At 72.1% G+C, this 15593-nt stretch carries 20 protein-coding genes; all 20 read left to right on the top strand.

The genetic code is table 11. The features are described from left to right. Positions 1–137: 137 nt before the first annotated feature. Positions 138–506, top strand: coding sequence for a 50S ribosomal protein L14 (rplN, locus tag CUD01_RS15355; protein ID WP_013882866.1), 369 nt, complete (start codon positions 138–140; stop codon positions 504–506). A gap of 2 nt (positions 507–508) precedes the next feature. Next, on the top strand, positions 509–850 hold the full coding sequence (rplX, locus tag CUD01_RS15350) for a 50S ribosomal protein L24 (protein WP_094180748.1): 342 nt from the start codon (positions 509–511) through the stop codon (positions 848–850). A gap of 1 nt (position 851) precedes the next feature. Further along, the gene (gene rplE / locus CUD01_RS15345) at positions 852–1424 is read left to right on the top strand and encodes a 50S ribosomal protein L5 (RefSeq protein ID WP_094180747.1); all 573 of its coding nucleotides are present in this window, start codon (positions 852–854) and stop codon (positions 1422–1424) included. A gap of 4 nt (positions 1425–1428) precedes the next feature. Continuing rightward, a complete protein-coding gene (locus CUD01_RS15340; protein ID WP_048342538.1) occupies positions 1429–1614 on the top strand; it encodes a type Z 30S ribosomal protein S14 in 186 nt (61 codons plus the stop codon). A 79-nt stretch (positions 1615–1693) separates the two neighbouring features. Beyond that, the gene (gene rpsH / locus CUD01_RS15335) at positions 1694–2092 is read left to right on the top strand and encodes a 30S ribosomal protein S8 (protein ID WP_094180746.1); all 399 of its coding nucleotides are present in this window, start codon (positions 1694–1696) and stop codon (positions 2090–2092) included. 27 nt (positions 2093–2119) lie between these two features. Next, entirely contained in the window at positions 2120–2656 is a 537-nt protein-coding gene (rplF, locus tag CUD01_RS15330; RefSeq protein WP_094180745.1) for a 50S ribosomal protein L6, read from the top strand. 3 nt (positions 2657–2659) lie between these two features. Beyond that, a complete protein-coding gene (gene rplR, locus CUD01_RS15325) occupies positions 2660–3031 on the top strand; it encodes a 50S ribosomal protein L18 (protein ID WP_094180744.1) in 372 nt (123 codons plus the stop codon). 31 nt (positions 3032–3062) lie between these two features. Then, positions 3063–3707 (top strand): 30S ribosomal protein S5, encoded by a 645-nt coding sequence (gene rpsE / locus CUD01_RS15320; RefSeq protein ID WP_094180743.1) that lies wholly within the window; start codon positions 3063–3065, stop codon positions 3705–3707. Continuing rightward, positions 3707–3889: a 50S ribosomal protein L30 gene (gene rpmD, locus CUD01_RS15315; protein WP_094180742.1), complete on the top strand. Its 183-nt coding sequence runs from the start codon at positions 3707–3709 to the stop codon at positions 3887–3889. Before rpsE ends, rpmD begins: the two co-directional genes overlap by 1 nt. A gap of 2 nt (positions 3890–3891) precedes the next feature. After that, positions 3892–4578: a 50S ribosomal protein L15 gene (gene rplO, locus CUD01_RS15310; RefSeq protein WP_094180741.1), complete on the top strand. Its 687-nt coding sequence runs from the start codon at positions 3892–3894 to the stop codon at positions 4576–4578. A gap of 300 nt (positions 4579–4878) precedes the next feature. Further along, entirely contained in the window at positions 4879–7050 is a 2172-nt protein-coding gene (locus CUD01_RS15305; RefSeq protein WP_141322359.1) for a CshA/CshB family fibrillar adhesin-related protein, read from the top strand. Positions 7051–7124: 74 nt separating this feature from the next. After that, positions 7125–7799, top strand: a complete 675-nt coding sequence (locus tag CUD01_RS15300; protein ID WP_141322357.1) for an alternate-type signal peptide domain-containing protein — start codon at positions 7125–7127, stop codon at positions 7797–7799. Positions 7800–7876: 77 nt separating this feature from the next. Beyond that, positions 7877–8500, top strand: a complete 624-nt coding sequence (locus tag CUD01_RS15295) for a signal peptidase I (RefSeq protein WP_141322355.1) — start codon at positions 7877–7879, stop codon at positions 8498–8500. Further along, positions 8497–9135, top strand: a complete 639-nt coding sequence (locus CUD01_RS15290; protein ID WP_141322353.1) for a hypothetical protein — start codon at positions 8497–8499, stop codon at positions 9133–9135. Before CUD01_RS15295 ends, CUD01_RS15290 begins: the two co-directional genes overlap by 4 nt. After that, the gene (locus tag CUD01_RS15285; RefSeq protein WP_141322352.1) at positions 9132–9890 is read left to right on the top strand and encodes a hypothetical protein; all 759 of its coding nucleotides are present in this window, start codon (positions 9132–9134) and stop codon (positions 9888–9890) included. The genes CUD01_RS15290 and CUD01_RS15285 overlap by 4 nt, the downstream gene beginning before the upstream one ends. Further along, entirely contained in the window at positions 9887–10657 is a 771-nt protein-coding gene (locus tag CUD01_RS15280; RefSeq protein WP_141322350.1) for a hypothetical protein, read from the top strand. The genes CUD01_RS15285 and CUD01_RS15280 overlap by 4 nt, the downstream gene beginning before the upstream one ends. A 112-nt stretch (positions 10658–10769) precedes the next feature. After that, complete coding sequence (gene secY / locus CUD01_RS15275; RefSeq protein ID WP_141322348.1) at positions 10770–12068, top strand: preprotein translocase subunit SecY; 1299 nt, start codon at positions 10770–10772, stop codon at positions 12066–12068. Next, a complete protein-coding gene (locus CUD01_RS15270) occupies positions 12065–12643 on the top strand; it encodes an adenylate kinase (protein ID WP_094180733.1) in 579 nt (192 codons plus the stop codon). The genes secY and CUD01_RS15270 overlap by 4 nt, the downstream gene beginning before the upstream one ends. Positions 12644–12666: 23 nt before the next feature. Then, positions 12667–13509 (top strand): type I methionyl aminopeptidase, encoded by an 843-nt coding sequence (map, locus tag CUD01_RS15265; RefSeq protein WP_141322346.1) that lies wholly within the window; start codon positions 12667–12669, stop codon positions 13507–13509. Positions 13510–13736: 227 nt separating this feature from the next. After that, positions 13737–15593, top strand: a 1857-nt coding sequence (locus CUD01_RS15260; protein WP_170209620.1) for a collagen-binding domain-containing protein, incomplete at its 3' end; no start/stop codon positions are given.

The following is a 15593-nucleotide window of genomic DNA, read 5'->3' as shown; positions in this document are numbered from 1 at the left end:
GGGGAAGTCCGGTTCGAGAGCTCGGGCCGGCTCCCCGCCGCGACGTGTGCATCACGGCAACTATCCGTTCGGCCAGGCTCGGCGCGACGTGGGAACGCGGCGTGACCGAGAACCCGCCAGACGACAGGAGTAGGTAGATGATCCAGCAGGAGACGCGGCTTCGCGTCGCCGACAACACGGGTGCCAAGGAGATCCTCTGCATCCGTGTGCTCGGCGGTTCCGGCCGCCGCTACGCCGGGATCGGCGACGTCATCGTCGCCACCGTCAAGGACGCCATCCCCGGCGGCAACGTCAAGAAGGGCGACGTCGTCAAGGCGGTCGTCGTGCGCACCCGCAAGGAGCGCCGCCGCCCGGACGGCTCGTACATCAAGTTCGACGAGAACGCGGCCGTGATCCTCAAGAACGACGGGGAGCCCCGCGGCACCCGCATCTTCGGCCCCGTGGGCCGCGAGCTGCGCGACAAGAAGTTCATGAAGATCATCTCGCTGGCTCCGGAGGTGCTCTGACCATGGCGAAGATCAAGAAGGGCGACCTGGTGGTCGTCATCTCGGGCCGTGACAAGGGCAAGCAGGGCCGTGTGCTCGAGGTCCTCACGCAGACCCAGCGCGTCGTCGTCGAGGGCGTCCAGCGCGTGCAGAAGCACGTCAAGGCCGGCCAGACGGCTCGTGGCACCCGCACGGGTGGCATCGAGACGGTCGAGGCGCCCATCCACATCAGCAACGTGATGCTCGTGGACCCGGAGACCAAGAAGGGCACCCGGGTCGGCTACCGCACCGAGCAGGTCGAGCGCGACGGCCGCACGCGGAACGTCCGTGTCCGCGTCGCCAAGCGCTCCGGGAAGGACGTCTGACATGACCGAGACGACGATCCAGGCTCCGGCGCTGCCCCGCCTCAAGACCAAGTACAACGACGAGATCCGTGCCGCGCTGCGTGAGCAGTTCGGCCACGAGAACATCAACCAGGTCGCGCGCCTGGTGAAGGTCGTCGTGAACATGGGCGTGGGCGAGGCCGCCAAGGACTCCAAGCTCATCGAGGGTGCGATCCGCGACCTGACCCAGATCACGGGTCAGAAGCCGCAGGTCACCAAGGCCCGCAAGTCCATCGCGCAGTTCAAGCTGCGTGAGGGCATGCCGATCGGTGCGCACGTCACGCTGCGCGGCGACCGGGCCTGGGAGTTCCTCGACCGCCTGCTGTCGACGGCGCTGCCGCGCATCCGCGACTTCCGCGGCCTGTCGCCCAAGCAGTTCGACGGCAACGGCAACTACACGTTCGGCCTCGTGGAGCAGTCCGTGTTCCACGAGATCGACCAGGACAAGATCGACCGCGTCCGCGGCATGGACATCACGGTCGTCACGACGGCGGGCACCGACGACGAGGGACGCGCGTTCCTCAAGCTCCTCGGCTTCCCGTTCAAGGAGGACTGACCCCATGGCGAAGACCGCTCTGATCAACAAGGCGAACGCCAAGCCGAAGTTCGCGGTGCGTGGGTACACGCGCTGCCAGCGCTGCGGCCGTCCGCACTCGGTGTACCGCAAGTTCGGCCTGTGCCGGATCTGCGTGCGGGAGATGGCCCACCGCGGCGAGCTCCCCGGCGTCACCAAGAGCAGCTGGTAATCCGTTCGCGACACCCCCAGTCGGTAGGTCCCGTGCCGCCCAGCGGCCCGGGATACCCCGGCAGAAAGGCTGACAAGCCATGACCATGACCGACCCGATCGCAGACTTCCTGACGCGTCTGCGCAACGCGAACTCGGCGCACCACGACTCGGTGACGATCCCGTTCTCGAAGCTCAAGTCGCACATCGCGGAGATCCTGCAGGCCGAGGGTTTCATCCAGGGCTGGAAGGTCGAGGACGCCCCCGTGGGCAAGAACCTCGTCGTCGAGCTCAAGTACGGCCCGAACCGCGAGCGTGCGCTCGCCGGCGTCAAGCGCGTGTCCAAGCCGGGCCTGCGCGTGTACGCCAAGTCCACCAACCTGCCGAAGGTGCTCGGCGGCCTCGGCGTGGCGATCCTGTCCACGTCCTCGGGCCTCCTCACCGACAAGCAGGCCGCCAAGAAGGGCGTGGGTGGGGAAGTCCTCGCCTACGTCTGGTGAGCTGAGACCAGGAAAGGAGCAGAATCCATGTCCCGCATCGGACGGATTCCCGTCCCGGTCCCGGCCGGGGTGGACGTCACCATCGACGGCGCCGTCGTGACCGTGAAGGGCCCCAAGGGGACCCTCACGCACACGGTCGCCGCGCCCATCGAGGTCAAGCAGGAGGACGCGACGCTCGTCGTGACGCGTCCCGACGACGAGCGCAACTCGCGCTCGCTGCACGGCCTCACCCGCACGCTCCTGGCCAACCTGGTCACGGGTGTGACGGAGGGCTACACCAAGAAGCTCGAGATCGTCGGCACCGGTTACCGCGTGACCGCCAAGGGCTCGGACCTCGAGTTCGCGCTGGGCTTCAGCCACCCCGTCGTCGTCACGCCGCCGGAGGGCATCTCCTTCGTCGTCGAGGCGCCGACGCGCTTCTCGGTGCAGGGCATCGACAAGCAGCAGGTCGGCGAGGTCGCCGCGAACATCCGCAAGATCCGCAAGCCCGAGCCGTACAAGGGCAAGGGCGTGCGCTACGCGGGCGAGAACGTGCGCCGCAAGGTCGGAAAGGCTGGTAAGTAAGCCATGGCGATCAGCATCAAGGGCAAGGGCAAGGCGATCTCGCGCAAGCGTCGTCACCTGCGTCTGCGCAAGAAGGTCACCGGCACCGCGGCCCGTCCGCGTCTCGTCGTGACGCGCTCCGCGCGCCACATCACCGCTCAGGTCGTCGACGACGCGATCGGCCAGACCGTCGCGTCGGCCTCCACGCTCGAGGCGGACCTGCGCGCGACGGACGGCGACAAGACGGCCAAGGCGAAGAAGGTCGGCGAGCTCGTCGCCGAGCGCGCCAAGGCCAAGGGCGTCGAGGCGGTCGTGTTCGACCGCGGCGGCAACAAGTACCACGGTCGTGTGGCCGCGGTCGCCGACGGTGCCCGCGAGGGCGGCCTGGCCCTGTGACGACGACGAACCGGAAGAAGAGGACTCACTGATGGCTGCTCCTGCACGCAGCAACACCGGTGCTCAGGGCACCGGCGGCGAGCGCCGCGACGGCGGTCGTCGTGACGGAGGCCGTCGCGGCGACGCGGCGGAGAAGAGCGCGTTCCTCGAGCGCGTCGTGACGATCAACCGTGTGGCCAAGGTCGTCAAGGGTGGTCGCCGCTTCAGCTTCACCGCGCTCGTCGTGGTGGGCGACGGTGACGGCACGGTCGGTGTCGGCTACGGCAAGGCCAAGGAGGTGCCCGCGGCGATCGCCAAGGGTGTCGAGGAGGCGAAGAAGAACTTCTTCCGCGTCCCCCGCATCCAGGGCACGATCCCGCACCCCATCACGGCCGAGTCGGCTGCCGGCATCGTCCACCTGCGCCCCGCGGCGCCCGGTACCGGTGTGATCGCCGGTGGTCCGGTGCGTGCGGTGCTCGAGTGCGCCGGCATCCACGACGTCCTGAGCAAGTCGCTCGGCTCGTCGAACGCGATCAACATCGTCCGGGCGACCGTGGCGGCGCTGCGCGGTCTCGAGGAGCCTCAGGCCGTGGCCGCGCGCCGTGGCCTGCCGCTCGAGCACGTCGTGCCCGCCCCGCTGCTGCGGGCGCAGGCTGCCGGCCAGGCCGCCAAGGCCGCCGAGAAGGTGGGTGCGTGATGGCCCGCCTCAAGGTGACGCAGAAGCGCTCCGGCATCGGTGGCAAGCAGAACCAGCGCGACACGCTCCGCACGCTTGGTCTCAAGCGCATCGGCGACGTCGTCGTCAAGGAGGACCGTCCCGAGATCCGCGGCATGGTGAAGACCGTGCAGCACCTCGTGGTGGTCGAGGAGGTCGAGTGACCATGGCTGACGAGACGAACGAGGTGACCGAGGCGCAGGACGCGCCGAAGGCCACCAAGAAGGCCCCGGCCAAGAAGGCGACGGCTGCCGCCGCCGAGAAGGCGCCCGCGAAGAAGGCGTCCTCGAAGGCTGCGGCGAAGGACGAGGCGGCTGCTGCCGCCCCGGCCGCCGCCGCGAAGAAGGCCCCGGCCGCCAAGTCCGCCGCTGCCAAGAAGGCGGCGGAGGACGCGGCGAAGCCGGGTGCCGGTGGCACGCTCAAGGTGCACCACCTGCGTCCGGCCCCGGGCGCCAAGACCGCGAAGACCCGTGTGGGCCGTGGTGAGGCGTCGAAGGGCAAGACCGCGGGCCGTGGCACCAAGGGCACCAAGGCCCGCTACCAGGTCCCGCAGCGCTTCGAGGGTGGCCAGATGCCGCTCCACATGCGCCTGCCGAAGCTTCGCGGCTTCAAGAACCCGTTCCGTGTCGAGTACCAGGTCGTCAACCTGGACAAGCTCTCGGCGCTGTACCCGGACGGTGGCGACGTGACGGTCGCCGACCTGGTCGCCAAGGGCGCGGTCCGCAAGGGCCAGCCGGTCAAGGTGCTCGGCACCGGTGACATCACGGTCAAGGTCTCCGTCGCTGTCGATGCCCTCTCGGCGTCGGCGAAGGAGAAGATCGTGGCGGCCGGCGGGTCGGTCCAGGAGGACTGACCTCGCGACGAGATCGCTGCAGCGGGCGGTCCTGGGAGAGATCCCGGGGCCGCCCGCTTCGTCGTCCCCGGGGTCCCTCGCCACGGGCCGCGTGCGAGGCGTGGGCGTGGCAGTCGGCTGACCTGCGTCATCACCGCGGTGCCGTGTGCATCCGGGTTCGTCCTGCGGTGCCCGGAGAGAGGGTGAGGTGCTGCCACCCAGGGGCGATCCCGGTCACACCTCGGTCCCTTCAGGTCGCTCGTCCAACTCCCGATCACCGGTGCGGGCCCGCCCGGGTCCGTGTCCGGAGGAGGGTTGTCGATGAGCTCGCGGCTGATGCGTGCGGCGTGGACGGCGGTGGCCGTGCTCGTCGTCGCCGCCGGCGGCGTCGCGGTGCAGCCGGCCGCACCGGCCCGGTCGGCGGTCGGTGACGCGAGCTCGTCCAGCGGGTCGGGCGCGTCCGTCCGGGCGACCACGGGCAGCGGGCTATACCGGGACCGCATCCTGTGGGTCAACTGGGGAGCCCAGGGCGCGTCGCTCAACGCGACGAGCACCACGGTGTGGACGTACCTCCAGGTGGGTGACCTCACGCGTCTCGAGGTGCAGTGCACGCTCAGCGGCCGCAGCGGTGACTCCCTCCAGGCGTACCGCTCGGGCCAGTGGGGCGCGGACGGTCTGCAGGTGCTCTACAACACGCCCGCCAACGACCTGGTGAACGGCATCGGCACGGTGAACCAGGGTGTCGCCGCGACGTTCACCCTGGGCTGCGGGACGGCCCGGCTCGCGACGTACGCGTCGTCGGCCTTCACGGGGGCGCCGACGTCCACCGCCGCGGTCACGCTGTCGGGCCTCGTGTTCGCCGACGCCGAGTCGACGAACGGCGGCGAGTTCACGCGCGCGACGCCGACGCCGAGCACGGCGACCTGGCGGATCCTCGACGTCTACCCGGGGACGTGCTCGGCGACCTACCGGGTGCAGCGCGACATGGCGAACCGGCTGACGCTCGGCTCGTCGGCGGAGTGCTCAGCGCCTGGACGTTCGGCGACCGCCGTGGCGTTCGCCGACGGTGCGACGACGCTCGCGGTGAGCCTCGAGGGCTCGGGACTCGCCGCCGCGGCGTTCGGCGTCGTGTTGGGGGTCGACTACGGCGACGCCCCGGCCTCGTACGGCCTCGGGGGCGGAGTCGTGCAGCCGACGTGGTCGGGCGGCAGCCCGCCGGTCAACAGCATCTTCAACACGTGGACCACGCTCGCGAGCAACGGGTCGGTGTCCTTCACCCGTGCCGTGCTCGGACCGCCGTCGACCCGCCTCGGGCCGAACGCGGTCCCCGAGCTGCTGCCCGCGTCGTCGGCCGACGCCTCGGGTGACACGCCCGACGAGGACGCGCTCGCGGCGGCGTTGGCGGACATCACCTACGTGCGCGGCGTGACGACGACGTACGCCGTCGCGAACATCCGGTGCGCCGCCGACGGCGCGACCACGTACGTGCGCGGGTGGCTGGACTGGAACCGCAACGGCCAGTTCGACGCGGGCGAGGCGTCCAGCGCGGACGCCACCTGCACGTCGACGACCTCGACCAACGTCACGCTGAGCTTCGCCGTACCGAGCACCGTGCCCGAGGGGCAGGCCGCCGGCGGTGACCGGACGTTCCTGCGCCTGATGGCCTCGACCGTCCAGGCGCAGCTCGCGCCCACCGGGTTCACGGCGCGCGGCGAGGTCGAGGACTGGCCGGTCCGCCTGCGGGTCCCGCGCCTCCAGGTCACCAAGACGGCGAACGCGACGGTCATGCCGGCCGCGGGCGGGGTGGTCACGTACACGGTCGTCGCGACGAACGTCGGCAACGGCTCCTACACGGCTGCGACGCCGGCGCGCGTCTACGACGACCTGACGGCCGTCACCGACGACGCGACGCGCGGCACCGTGACGTCGAGCCCGACGGGCGTGACCGTGTCGGGCCAGCTCGTCTCGTGGTCCGGTGCGCTCGACCCCGGCGCGTCGGTGACGCTGACGATCCCGGTCACCGTGCTCGCGACCCCGGGGGACCGCGTGATGACCAACGTCGCGCGCGTGTCCCACACGGTGCTCGCGGCGGGCTCGGTGACGTGCGCCGCGGGGTCGTCCGACGAGGCCGCTCAGGTCTGCGCGCGCCACGTCCTGTACCGCTCCGAGGTCCGCGTGACCAAGGAGGCGTTCACGAGCGCGGCGTTCACGACGCCGATCACCTCCGGCGCGTCGCTCGCGCCGGGGACGACCGTCTACTGGCGCTACACGGTGCAGAACACCGGCTCGGCGCCGCTCACGGACGTGGTGCTCACCGACACGGCGACGGACACCCGCACCGATGCCGGCGGCACGACGTCCGCCACGACCTCCCCGGTCATCTCCTGCCCGGGGACTCCCACGGTCACGCCAGGCACGAGCGTGACGATCTCCTCCCTCGCGGCCGGCGCCAGCCGGGTGTGCACCGCCACCGCGCCGGTCGGCGTGCTCTGACCGGATCCAGACCGCCCGAGCCCGGACGGACTGCGGCCCCTCGCGGGGCGAACCCTCCACAGAAAGGCACGACCATGAAGAACAAGACGAAGGGCGTCATCGCCGGGCTCGCCGGTCTCGCGCTCCTGTCCGGCGGCACGACGTTCGCCCTGTGGTCCGACTCGGACTCGATCCCGGGCGGCACGATCACCAACGGTGAGCTCGGCGTCTCGGCCACGAGCGTCGGCTGGTTCGACGTGTCCCCGGACCGCACGGACGTCACGGTCGACGCGACGCCCGTGACCGAGCTGGACGGCCACACGGTCGACCTGCAGACGTGGCGCATGGTCCCGGGTGACGTCGCCGAGGGCACGTACGGCCTGGACGTCACGCTCGTCGGCGACAACCTCGTCGCGAACCTCGACGTCACGAGCTCGGGCGGCACGACGCCCCTGCCCGAGGGCCTGGTCGTCTCCTACCAGGTGTTCGACGCGGACGGCACCGACGTGACCGCCGGCGTGCTCGACGGCACCTCGACGACGCTGCGGTTCGCCGCGCCGCGCACCGGCCAGGCCGCGGGCACCCCGGTGAACACCGGCACGGTCGTCGTCGACGGCACGACCGCCGCCGACCTGTTCGTGGTCGTCACCGCGGACTGGTCCGCCGAGGCGAGCGGCACGACCGCCGCCTCGACGATGAACGCGGCGACGGCGCTGAAGGACCTGACCGTCTCGCTGCAGCAGGACCGCAGCGGCGCCGACTTCAGCTGACCGCGCAGGTGGGCGGGGCGTCCGCGTCCCGCCCACCTCCCGCCCACCTCCCGCCCCGACGAGCACGAGGAGCCCCGATGACCGCACGACGACACGACAGTGCGCTGTCCGGTGTGCTCTCCGTCCTCATGTGGGCGGTGCTGCTGGTCGTCGTGGCGGCGGTCGCGGTGCTCGTCGTGGTGCCCAAGGCGCTCGGCGGCACCACCCTCACCGTGCTCACCGGCTCGATGGAGCCGACGTTCTCGCCGGGCGACGTCGTCGCGGTGCGGACCGTGTCCGACCCGGCCACCGAGGTCCACGTGGGCGACGTCGTGACGTTCCAGCCGGTCTCGGGCGACCCGACGCTCGTCACGCACCGCGTGGTCGCCAAGCGCATCAGCGCCGCAGGGACGACGTTCGTGACGCGCGGCGACGCGAACGGGGCGGACGACGACCCGATCGAGCCCGCGCAGATCCAGGCGGTCGCGGTGTACTCGGTGCCGTGGGTGGGCCACGTGTCGCTGTGGCTCGGCGAGCGCAAGGGCCTGGCCGTCGCGCTCGTCGCGGCCGCGCTGCTCGGGTACGCCGCGGTGATGATCCTGCGCCCTGAGCGGCGCACGCGCGACGACGAGCCGACCGCCGACACGCCCGCCGACGTGCCCACCGAGGTGCCCACCGACGACGAGCGTGCCCGCGCGCGCGAGGTGGAGGGCGCCCGATGAGGACCCGGCGCCCCGTCTCCCTCGCCGCCGCGGCCCTCCTCGTCGCGGGTGCCGCGGCGGGGCTGACCTATGCGCTGTGGGGCGCGGGGGTGACCGTCGCCGCCTCCGTGGTGCGCAGCGGCACCCTGGACCTGGCGCTCGTCGGGACGCCCACCTGGACCGAGACGAGTCCGGACGTGAGCCCGGCGCACGCGGTGGCGACGAGGCCGGACGGGATCACCGCCGACCACCTCGCGACCCCCGGCGACTCGTTCCGTGTCGTGCAGCGCTTCCGCCCGGTGCTCCAGGGCGACAACCTCGCGGCGCGCCTGCGCGTCAGCTGGGACTCCGCACCCGCGCTGCTGCCCGCGGGCGGCGTGACGGCGACGTACACGGTCAGCCGTCCGGACGGCGTCACGTCCGCCGCGGTGCCGGTCGGCACGCCGACCCTGCTGCCGGGCGCACCGGACAACCTCACGGCTGCCGAGGTGGCGGCGTGGGGGACCGCGACGTGGGCGGTGACGGTGACGCTCACGTACTCGGGCGCGGACGTGATGGTCGCGGACACCGCGATCGCCTCGGCGCCGACGACCGGGCTCGGCACGGTCGTCGTGACGTGGGAGCAGGTACGCGACGGCGACGGGTTCTCGCCGTGACGCGCGCGACGACGGCCGCGGTCGTGGCGCGCGTGCGCCGCGCGGTGCGGCGGCGGGACGTCGCGGTCGTCGCGGTCGTCGTGCTGGTCGCGGCGCTCGTCGGCGTCGGGACGGGCGGGACGCTCGCGCTGTGGCGCGTGTCCGTGACCGGGACGCAGCGCATGCCCGTGGGGGTGACGGTGTTCGGCGCGGGCGCGCCCGGCAGCCCGGTCTTCGCGACGACGAGCACGCCCCTCGACGCGTCGCGCAACCGCGGCTCGGTGACGTACACGATCCCGGCGGCCGCGACGACGACGCTCTACAACGGCAACAGCCTCAGCGGGGGAGCGGTCGCGATCCCGCTGCAGGTCCGCAGCCTCGCGCAGGGGCATCGCGGCCTGGCGTACACGCTGACGGTCGACACCGCGGGCGGGGTGTTCGGCGCGTCGCAGGTCAGCACGTACCGCGTCGCGTCGGCGGCGGCCTGCACGACGAGCCTGACGGGCGCGGGTGCGACGCTCGCCTCGACCCCCTGGACCTCGGCGTACACCGCGTCGACGACGCCCAGCGACGAGTACTGGTGCCTCGTCGCGCGCTACGTGCCGACCCGCTGGACGCACACCGACACCGCGCAGGTGACCGCGACGGGCCCCGCCGGGACGGTGTCCGGGGCGTCGTCCGCGTGGACGGCGACGGCCGCCCGCACGTTCGTCGTCGCGGCGGAGCCCGTGCACACCGTCACGTTCACGTTCACGACCTTCCGGACCACGCCGTGAGGCGCGCGACGAGGGTGCTCGCCGCGGTCGCCGCCGGTCTCACGCTGGCGGTGACGGCCCCGGCCGCCGCCGCGGTGGCCGACGACGAGCTGGGCGTCGGCTGGGCGGGCCCGACGGTCTCGCTCGCGTGGGACGGCACGACGCAGAGCACCGCGACGACGAGCTTCGTCGGGGTGCCCGTCTCCGTGCCCGGTGACCAGGCGCGCCGCACCCTCGTCGTGCGCAACGACGGGCCGAGCGCGGGCCGGCTGACGGCGTGGCTGGTCGACGTCGACCTCGACGCGCCCGCGGGGAGCACCACGACCTTCTTCGACGACGTGCGCCTGCGGTGGGACGGCGGCGAGCGCTCGCTGCAGGCGCTCGCGGACGCGGGCCGCACCCGCATCGCGAGCCGCGTCCTGGCGCCGGGCGAGTCGACCCGGCTGACGGTCGGGTACGTCTTCGACGTAGACGCGACCTCGGGGAACGGCACGCACGAGGGACGACTCGAGGCGTCCTTCGACGTCCTGCTGCACCTCGCGGACGTCGCGGTCGCACCCACGCCGGACCCCACGGTCGAGCCCACGCCCGGGCCCGGCCCGAGCCAGGACGGGATCGCCCCGACGCCGTCGCCGTCACCCGCGGCCACGCCGGGACCGGGGCGGACGCCGCCGCTCGCCCGGACGGGGGCGGACGTCCTGTTCCTGGGCACGTGGGCCGTGGCGTGCGCCACAGGGGGCATACTGCTCCTGCTCGTCGCGCGTCGGCGGCGGCGGGCACGCGTGTAGCGAAGGCGCTCACCCGCGAAGAACCGAGCTCGGTGAGGTTGCAGGTAGTCTTGCCTGCGGCCATCGCCGGGTGGCTGACGACTGCCGCACGAGCGGCTACCCAGGAGGACAGGTGCTAGGCGCATTCGTGCGGGCGTTCCGGACGCCCGACCTGCGGCGGAAGCTGCTCTTCACCATCGGGATCATGGTGGTGTTCCGCATCGGATCCTTCCTGCCCACGCCCGGGGTGTCCTACCCCAACGTGCAGCAGTGCATCGACGAGAGGGGCAGCGGCAACGGCCTGCTGGGGCTGGTGAACCTCTTCAGCGGTGGAGCGCTGCTCCAGCTGTCGGTGTTCGCGCTCGGGATCATGCCGTACATCACCGCGAGCATCATCGTGCAGCTGCTGCGCGTGGTGATCCCGCGGTTCGAGGAGCTGCACAAGGAAGGGCAGTCGGGTACCGCGAAGCTCACGCAGTACACCCGCTACCTGACCATCGCGCTCGCGGTCCTGCAGTCGACGACGGTCATCACCATCGCGCGCAGCGGCCAGCTCTTCGCCGGCTGCACCGTCGACGTCATCCCGGACTCGGCGTGGACGACTCTCGTGATCATGGTCATCACGATGACCGCGGGCACCGGCCTGATCATGTGGCTCGGCGAGCTCATCACCGAGCGTGGCGTCGGTAACGGCATGTCGCTGCTGATCTTCACGTCGATCGCGGCCAGCTTCCCGACGGCCATGTGGTCGATCGCGGGTGGCAACAACGGCCTCACGAAGTTCGTCGTGGTCCTGGCGATCATCGTCGTGGTCATCGCGCTCGTCGTGTTCGTCGAGCAGAGCCAGCGCCGCATCCCGGTGCAGTACGCCAAGCGCATGGTGGGCCGCCGCATGTACGGCGGGTCGAGCACCTACATCCCGATCAAGATCAACATGGCCGGCGTCATCCCGATCATCTTCGCGTCGTCGCTGCTGGCGATCCCGGGGATCATCGCGCAGTTCGGCGACCAGACCACCGAGTGGGTCCGCTGGGTCTCGGTGAACGTCGCCGCTCAGGACGCGCCGCTGCACCTCGCGCTGTACGTCGTGCTGATCATCTTCTTCTGCTACTTCTACACGGCGATCACGTTCAACCCGGACGAGGTCGCGGACAACATGAAGAAGTACGGCGGCTTCATCCCCGGTATCCGCGCCGGTCGCCCGACCGCCGACTACCTGAGCTACGTGATCTCGCGCATCACCGCGCCCGGCTCGCTGTACCTGGCGGTCGTGGCGCTGATCCCGACGATCGCGTTCATCATGCTCGACGTCGGCCAGAACATCCCGTTCGGCGGCTCGTCGATCCTGATCGTCGTCGGCGTCGGCCTCGAGACCGTCAAGCAGATCGAGTCGCAGCTGCAGCAGCGGCACTACGAAGGGTTCCTCCGATGAGCACGCGTCTGGTCCTGCTCGGCCCGCCCGGAGCGGGCAAGGGCACGCAGGCGGCACGGCTCGCCGAGCGTCTCGCGGTCCCCGCGATCTCGACGGGCGACATCTTCCGCGCCAACATCAAGGGCGGCACGGAGCTCGGCCGCAAGGCGCAGGAGTACTCGTCGCGGGGCGCCCTGGTGCCCGACGAGATCACGAACGCGATGGTCCGTGACCGCCTCGCGCAGGACGACGCCGCGGGTGGGTTCCTGCTCGACGGCTACCCCCGCAACGTCGCCCAGGTCGCCGAGCTCGACGCGATCCTCGCGGACGCCGGCCTGTCCCTCGACCTCGCGGTCGAGATCACCGCGGACCCCGAGGTCGTCGCGGAGCGCCTGCTCAAGCGCGCCGAGATCGAGGGCCGCGAGGACGACACCGAGGACGTCATCCGCCACCGGCTCGACGTCTACGCCGAGCAGACCGCCCCGATCTCGGACGTCTACTCGCAGCGCGGCCTGCTGGCGCGCGTCGACGGCATCGGCGAGGTCGACGAGGTCACGGAGCGCCTGCTCGTGGCGATCGGCTCGACCGCCCGCTGAGCGGGCGGAGGACGGTGGTTCACGTGTTCGGCCGCGAGCGGATCGAGTACAAGAGCGCCGACCAGGTGCGCGTCATGCGGCGTGCCGGGCTCGTCGTCGCCGACGCGCTCGACGCGGCCCGTGCGGCTGCGGTGCCCGGCGCGACGACGGCGGACGTCGACGCGGCCGCGGCACGCGTGATCGTGCAGGCGGGTGCGACGCCGTCGTTCCTGGGCTACCACGGGTACCCCGCGACGGTGTGCGTGTCGGTGAACGACGAGGTGGTGCACGGCATCCCCGGCGGGCGGGTGCTCGCGGAGGGCGACGTCGTGTCGATCGACTGCGGTGCGGTCGTCGACGGGTGGCACGGCGACAGCGCGCTGTCGTTCGTCCTGGGCGACGGCACGGTCGAGGACCGCGAGCTCGTCGCGACCGGCGAGGAGGCCATGTGGGCCGGCATCGCCGCGCTCGCCGGTGCCGACCGCCTCGGTGCCGTCGGTGACGCGGTCGAGGACGTCGTGGACGACGCGCACACGGCAGGGCGCAACGCTGGCGTGCGGCTCGGCGTGGTGGAGGACTACGTCGGTCACGGCATCGGGTCGGCGATGCACCAGCCGCCGGACGTGCTGAACTACCGCACGCGGGACCGCGGGGCGAAGGTCCGCCCGGGCCTGTGCGTCGCGGTCGAGCCGATGCTCGTGCGCGGTGAGCAGGCGACGCGGGTGCTGGCCGACGACTGGACGGTCGTCACGGAGGACGGCTCGCGCGCGGCCCACTGGGAGCACACGGTCGCGATCCTCGACGGCGGGATCTGGGTGCTCACGGCGCGCGACGGCGGTCTGGCGGGTCTCGCGCCGCACGGTGTGACGCCGACGCCCCTCGACTGACCGGAGCGGGCGGCGCCCGCGCCGCGCACGTCGGGCGCGCGACGCGAACTGCCGGGTTCGGGCGGTCTGCGGTCGGCCGTTCGGGTGAACCGACGCCCGGACGCCTGAACATGTGACCGGCGTCGCGCCCGGAACCACCCGTATGCCCCGGGGTCCTTGGTCCCTGATGCCCTAGACATGTGTGCTGGACAAGAGTTCAACACGTCAGACATCAGGAGTCCTCCACCGTGTCCTGCCCCCGCACGCTCCCGCCTGCCCGCGCCCGCCGATGGCGCGCCCGCCTCGCCGGCGCCGTCGCGGTCCTCGTCGCCACCTCCGGGGCCGTCGCGACGACGAGCGCCCCCGCGACGGCCGCGTCGCTCAGCGGCAACCCGCTGGCGGGCGCGGCCGGGTTCACGGTCGTCTCCTACGGGGACGCCGAGCTGTCGAACCACGAGATCGAGGGGTCGGTCGCGGTCGGGGGGAATGTCTCGGTGCGCACCGGGCAGGGGCCGTACAACCTCATCCACAGGGCGGCGGGCAACGGTGACTACGTGCTGCCGACGCTCGGCGGCACGCCCGTGCGTCTCGTCGTCGGCGGGTTCGACCGTGCGTCGTCCACGCAGTCGGTCCGCGTCGCCTCGGGCGGCTACACCGACGCCGCCACGCAGCTCGGCCGCATGACGATCGGCTCGACGACCGGCGTGGGCATCGCCGGTCGCGGCGCCGGCGTCTGCGTCCAGGCGTCCACGACCACCGACTGCAGCGGCCCGGTCATCGAGCAGTCGGCCGCCCCCCAGACCGTCGCGTGGACGGTGCAGCCGACGGCGTTCGACACGCTCGTGCCCACCGCCGCGCGCGACACGATGGCGCAGTGGTCGCAGGGCATCGCCGAGGGCCGCCTCGTCGGCGCCGAGGCCGTCACGCTGGGCAGCACGGCGCAGCCGATGAACGGCGTCGACGTGACGCTCGTCGCGGGCAAGGTCAACGTGCTGCGCGTCGCCGCGGCGGACTTCCCGAGCACCGACTGGAAGCTGCGGTTCCCGACCGTGAAGCCGTCGGCGACCACCCCGCTGGTCATCGACGTGGTCGCGGCCGACGGCGCGTCGGTGCTCCTGCCCATGGAGACCATCGGTGCCTACGACGCCCCGGGTGGCTCGAGCGACAACAACTTCGCGCGGTACATGCTCTGGAACATCGACCAGGCGCCGGGCAGCACCGTCTACCTCAGCGGTAACGGCATCGTCCCCGGGTCGCTGCTCGCGCCGTCCAGCACCGTCATCACCGGCCTGTCCGGACCGAGCGACACCAGCGCCGACAAGACCCTCATCGAGGGCCAGATCGTCGCGGCCTCGCTCCTGCTGCGGAACTCCGGCGAGGTGCACCACTACGGCTATGCCGCGTCCCTCGAGATCGGCGGCGGGGAGGGCGGTTTCTCGCTGCGCAAGGCGCTGTCCGGCATCGCGGCCGGCGACCTGCCGGACGGGACGAGCACGCAGTTCTCGGTCGACTACTTCCTCGACGGGGCGACGACGAAGGCCGGCACGCTGACGCTCACCGCGGACGGCACGCTCGTCGCCGGCCCGCAGGACCTGCCCGTCGGCACCGAGGTCACGTTCCGCGAGGCCACCCCGAGCGCGCCGACCGGCACCGTGTGGACGGGCGTGACGTTCTCGCCCAGCACGGTCGAGATCGCCGACGGCGACGACGTCGAGGTCACGGTCACCAACTCCTACCGCGCGGCGGTCGGCGGGTTCCGCGTCGCCAAGGCCCTGTCCGGCCTGACCGCGGCCGACCTGCCCGACGGAGACGACACCGAGTTCGCGGTCGACTACTTCCTCGACGGGTCGACGACGAAGGCCGGCACGCTCGTCGTCACCGCCGACGGGACGCCCGTCGCCGGCCCGACGAGCCTGCCCCTCGGCACCGTCGTGACGTTCGGCGAGCCCAGCGCGGTCGCGCCCACCGGCCGGGTCTGGACCGGTGCGACCATCTCGCCGTCGTCGGTGACGATCACGGCGGACGGCCAGAGCACCCTCGTGACGGTCACGAACTCCTACCGCGATGCCGTGGGCGGGTTCTCGCTGAGCAAGGCGCTCGACGGC

The organism is Cellulomonas uda (genome assembly GCF_006538705.1).
Taxonomy (GTDB): domain Bacteria; phylum Actinomycetota; class Actinomycetes; order Actinomycetales; family Cellulomonadaceae; genus Cellulomonas; species Cellulomonas uda.
The sequence above is the reverse complement of the archived record's forward strand: the minus strand, read 5'-3'. Positions and strand labels throughout refer to the sequence as shown.

What these genes read in the sequence shown, in the direction of transcription:
- rplN (WP_013882866.1), top strand. Translation starts at nt 138, where the DNA reads ATGATCCAGCAGGAGACGCGGCTTCGCGTCGCCGACAACACGGGTGCC.
- rplX (WP_094180748.1), top strand. Translation starts at nt 509, where the DNA reads ATGGCGAAGATCAAGAAGGGCGACCTGGTGGTCGTCATCTCGGGCCGT.
- rplE (WP_094180747.1), top strand. Translation starts at nt 852, where the DNA reads ATGACCGAGACGACGATCCAGGCTCCGGCGCTGCCCCGCCTCAAGACC.
- CUD01_RS15340 (WP_048342538.1), top strand. Translation starts at nt 1,429, where the DNA reads ATGGCGAAGACCGCTCTGATCAACAAGGCGAACGCCAAGCCGAAGTTC.
- rpsH (WP_094180746.1), top strand. Translation starts at nt 1,694, where the DNA reads ATGACCATGACCGACCCGATCGCAGACTTCCTGACGCGTCTGCGCAAC.
- rplF (WP_094180745.1), top strand. Translation starts at nt 2,120, where the DNA reads ATGTCCCGCATCGGACGGATTCCCGTCCCGGTCCCGGCCGGGGTGGAC.
- rplR (WP_094180744.1), top strand. Translation starts at nt 2,660, where the DNA reads ATGGCGATCAGCATCAAGGGCAAGGGCAAGGCGATCTCGCGCAAGCGT.
- rpsE (WP_094180743.1), top strand. Translation starts at nt 3,063, where the DNA reads ATGGCTGCTCCTGCACGCAGCAACACCGGTGCTCAGGGCACCGGCGGC.
- rpmD (WP_094180742.1), top strand. Translation starts at nt 3,707, where the DNA reads ATGGCCCGCCTCAAGGTGACGCAGAAGCGCTCCGGCATCGGTGGCAAG.
- rplO (WP_094180741.1), top strand. Translation starts at nt 3,892, where the DNA reads ATGGCTGACGAGACGAACGAGGTGACCGAGGCGCAGGACGCGCCGAAG.
- CUD01_RS15305 (WP_141322359.1), top strand. Translation starts at nt 4,879, where the DNA reads ATGAGCTCGCGGCTGATGCGTGCGGCGTGGACGGCGGTGGCCGTGCTC.
- CUD01_RS15300 (WP_141322357.1), top strand. Translation starts at nt 7,125, where the DNA reads ATGAAGAACAAGACGAAGGGCGTCATCGCCGGGCTCGCCGGTCTCGCG.
- CUD01_RS15295 (WP_141322355.1), top strand. Translation starts at nt 7,877, where the DNA reads ATGACCGCACGACGACACGACAGTGCGCTGTCCGGTGTGCTCTCCGTC.
- CUD01_RS15290 (WP_141322353.1), top strand. Translation starts at nt 8,497, where the DNA reads ATGAGGACCCGGCGCCCCGTCTCCCTCGCCGCCGCGGCCCTCCTCGTC.
- CUD01_RS15270 (WP_094180733.1), top strand. Translation starts at nt 12,065, where the DNA reads ATGAGCACGCGTCTGGTCCTGCTCGGCCCGCCCGGAGCGGGCAAGGGC.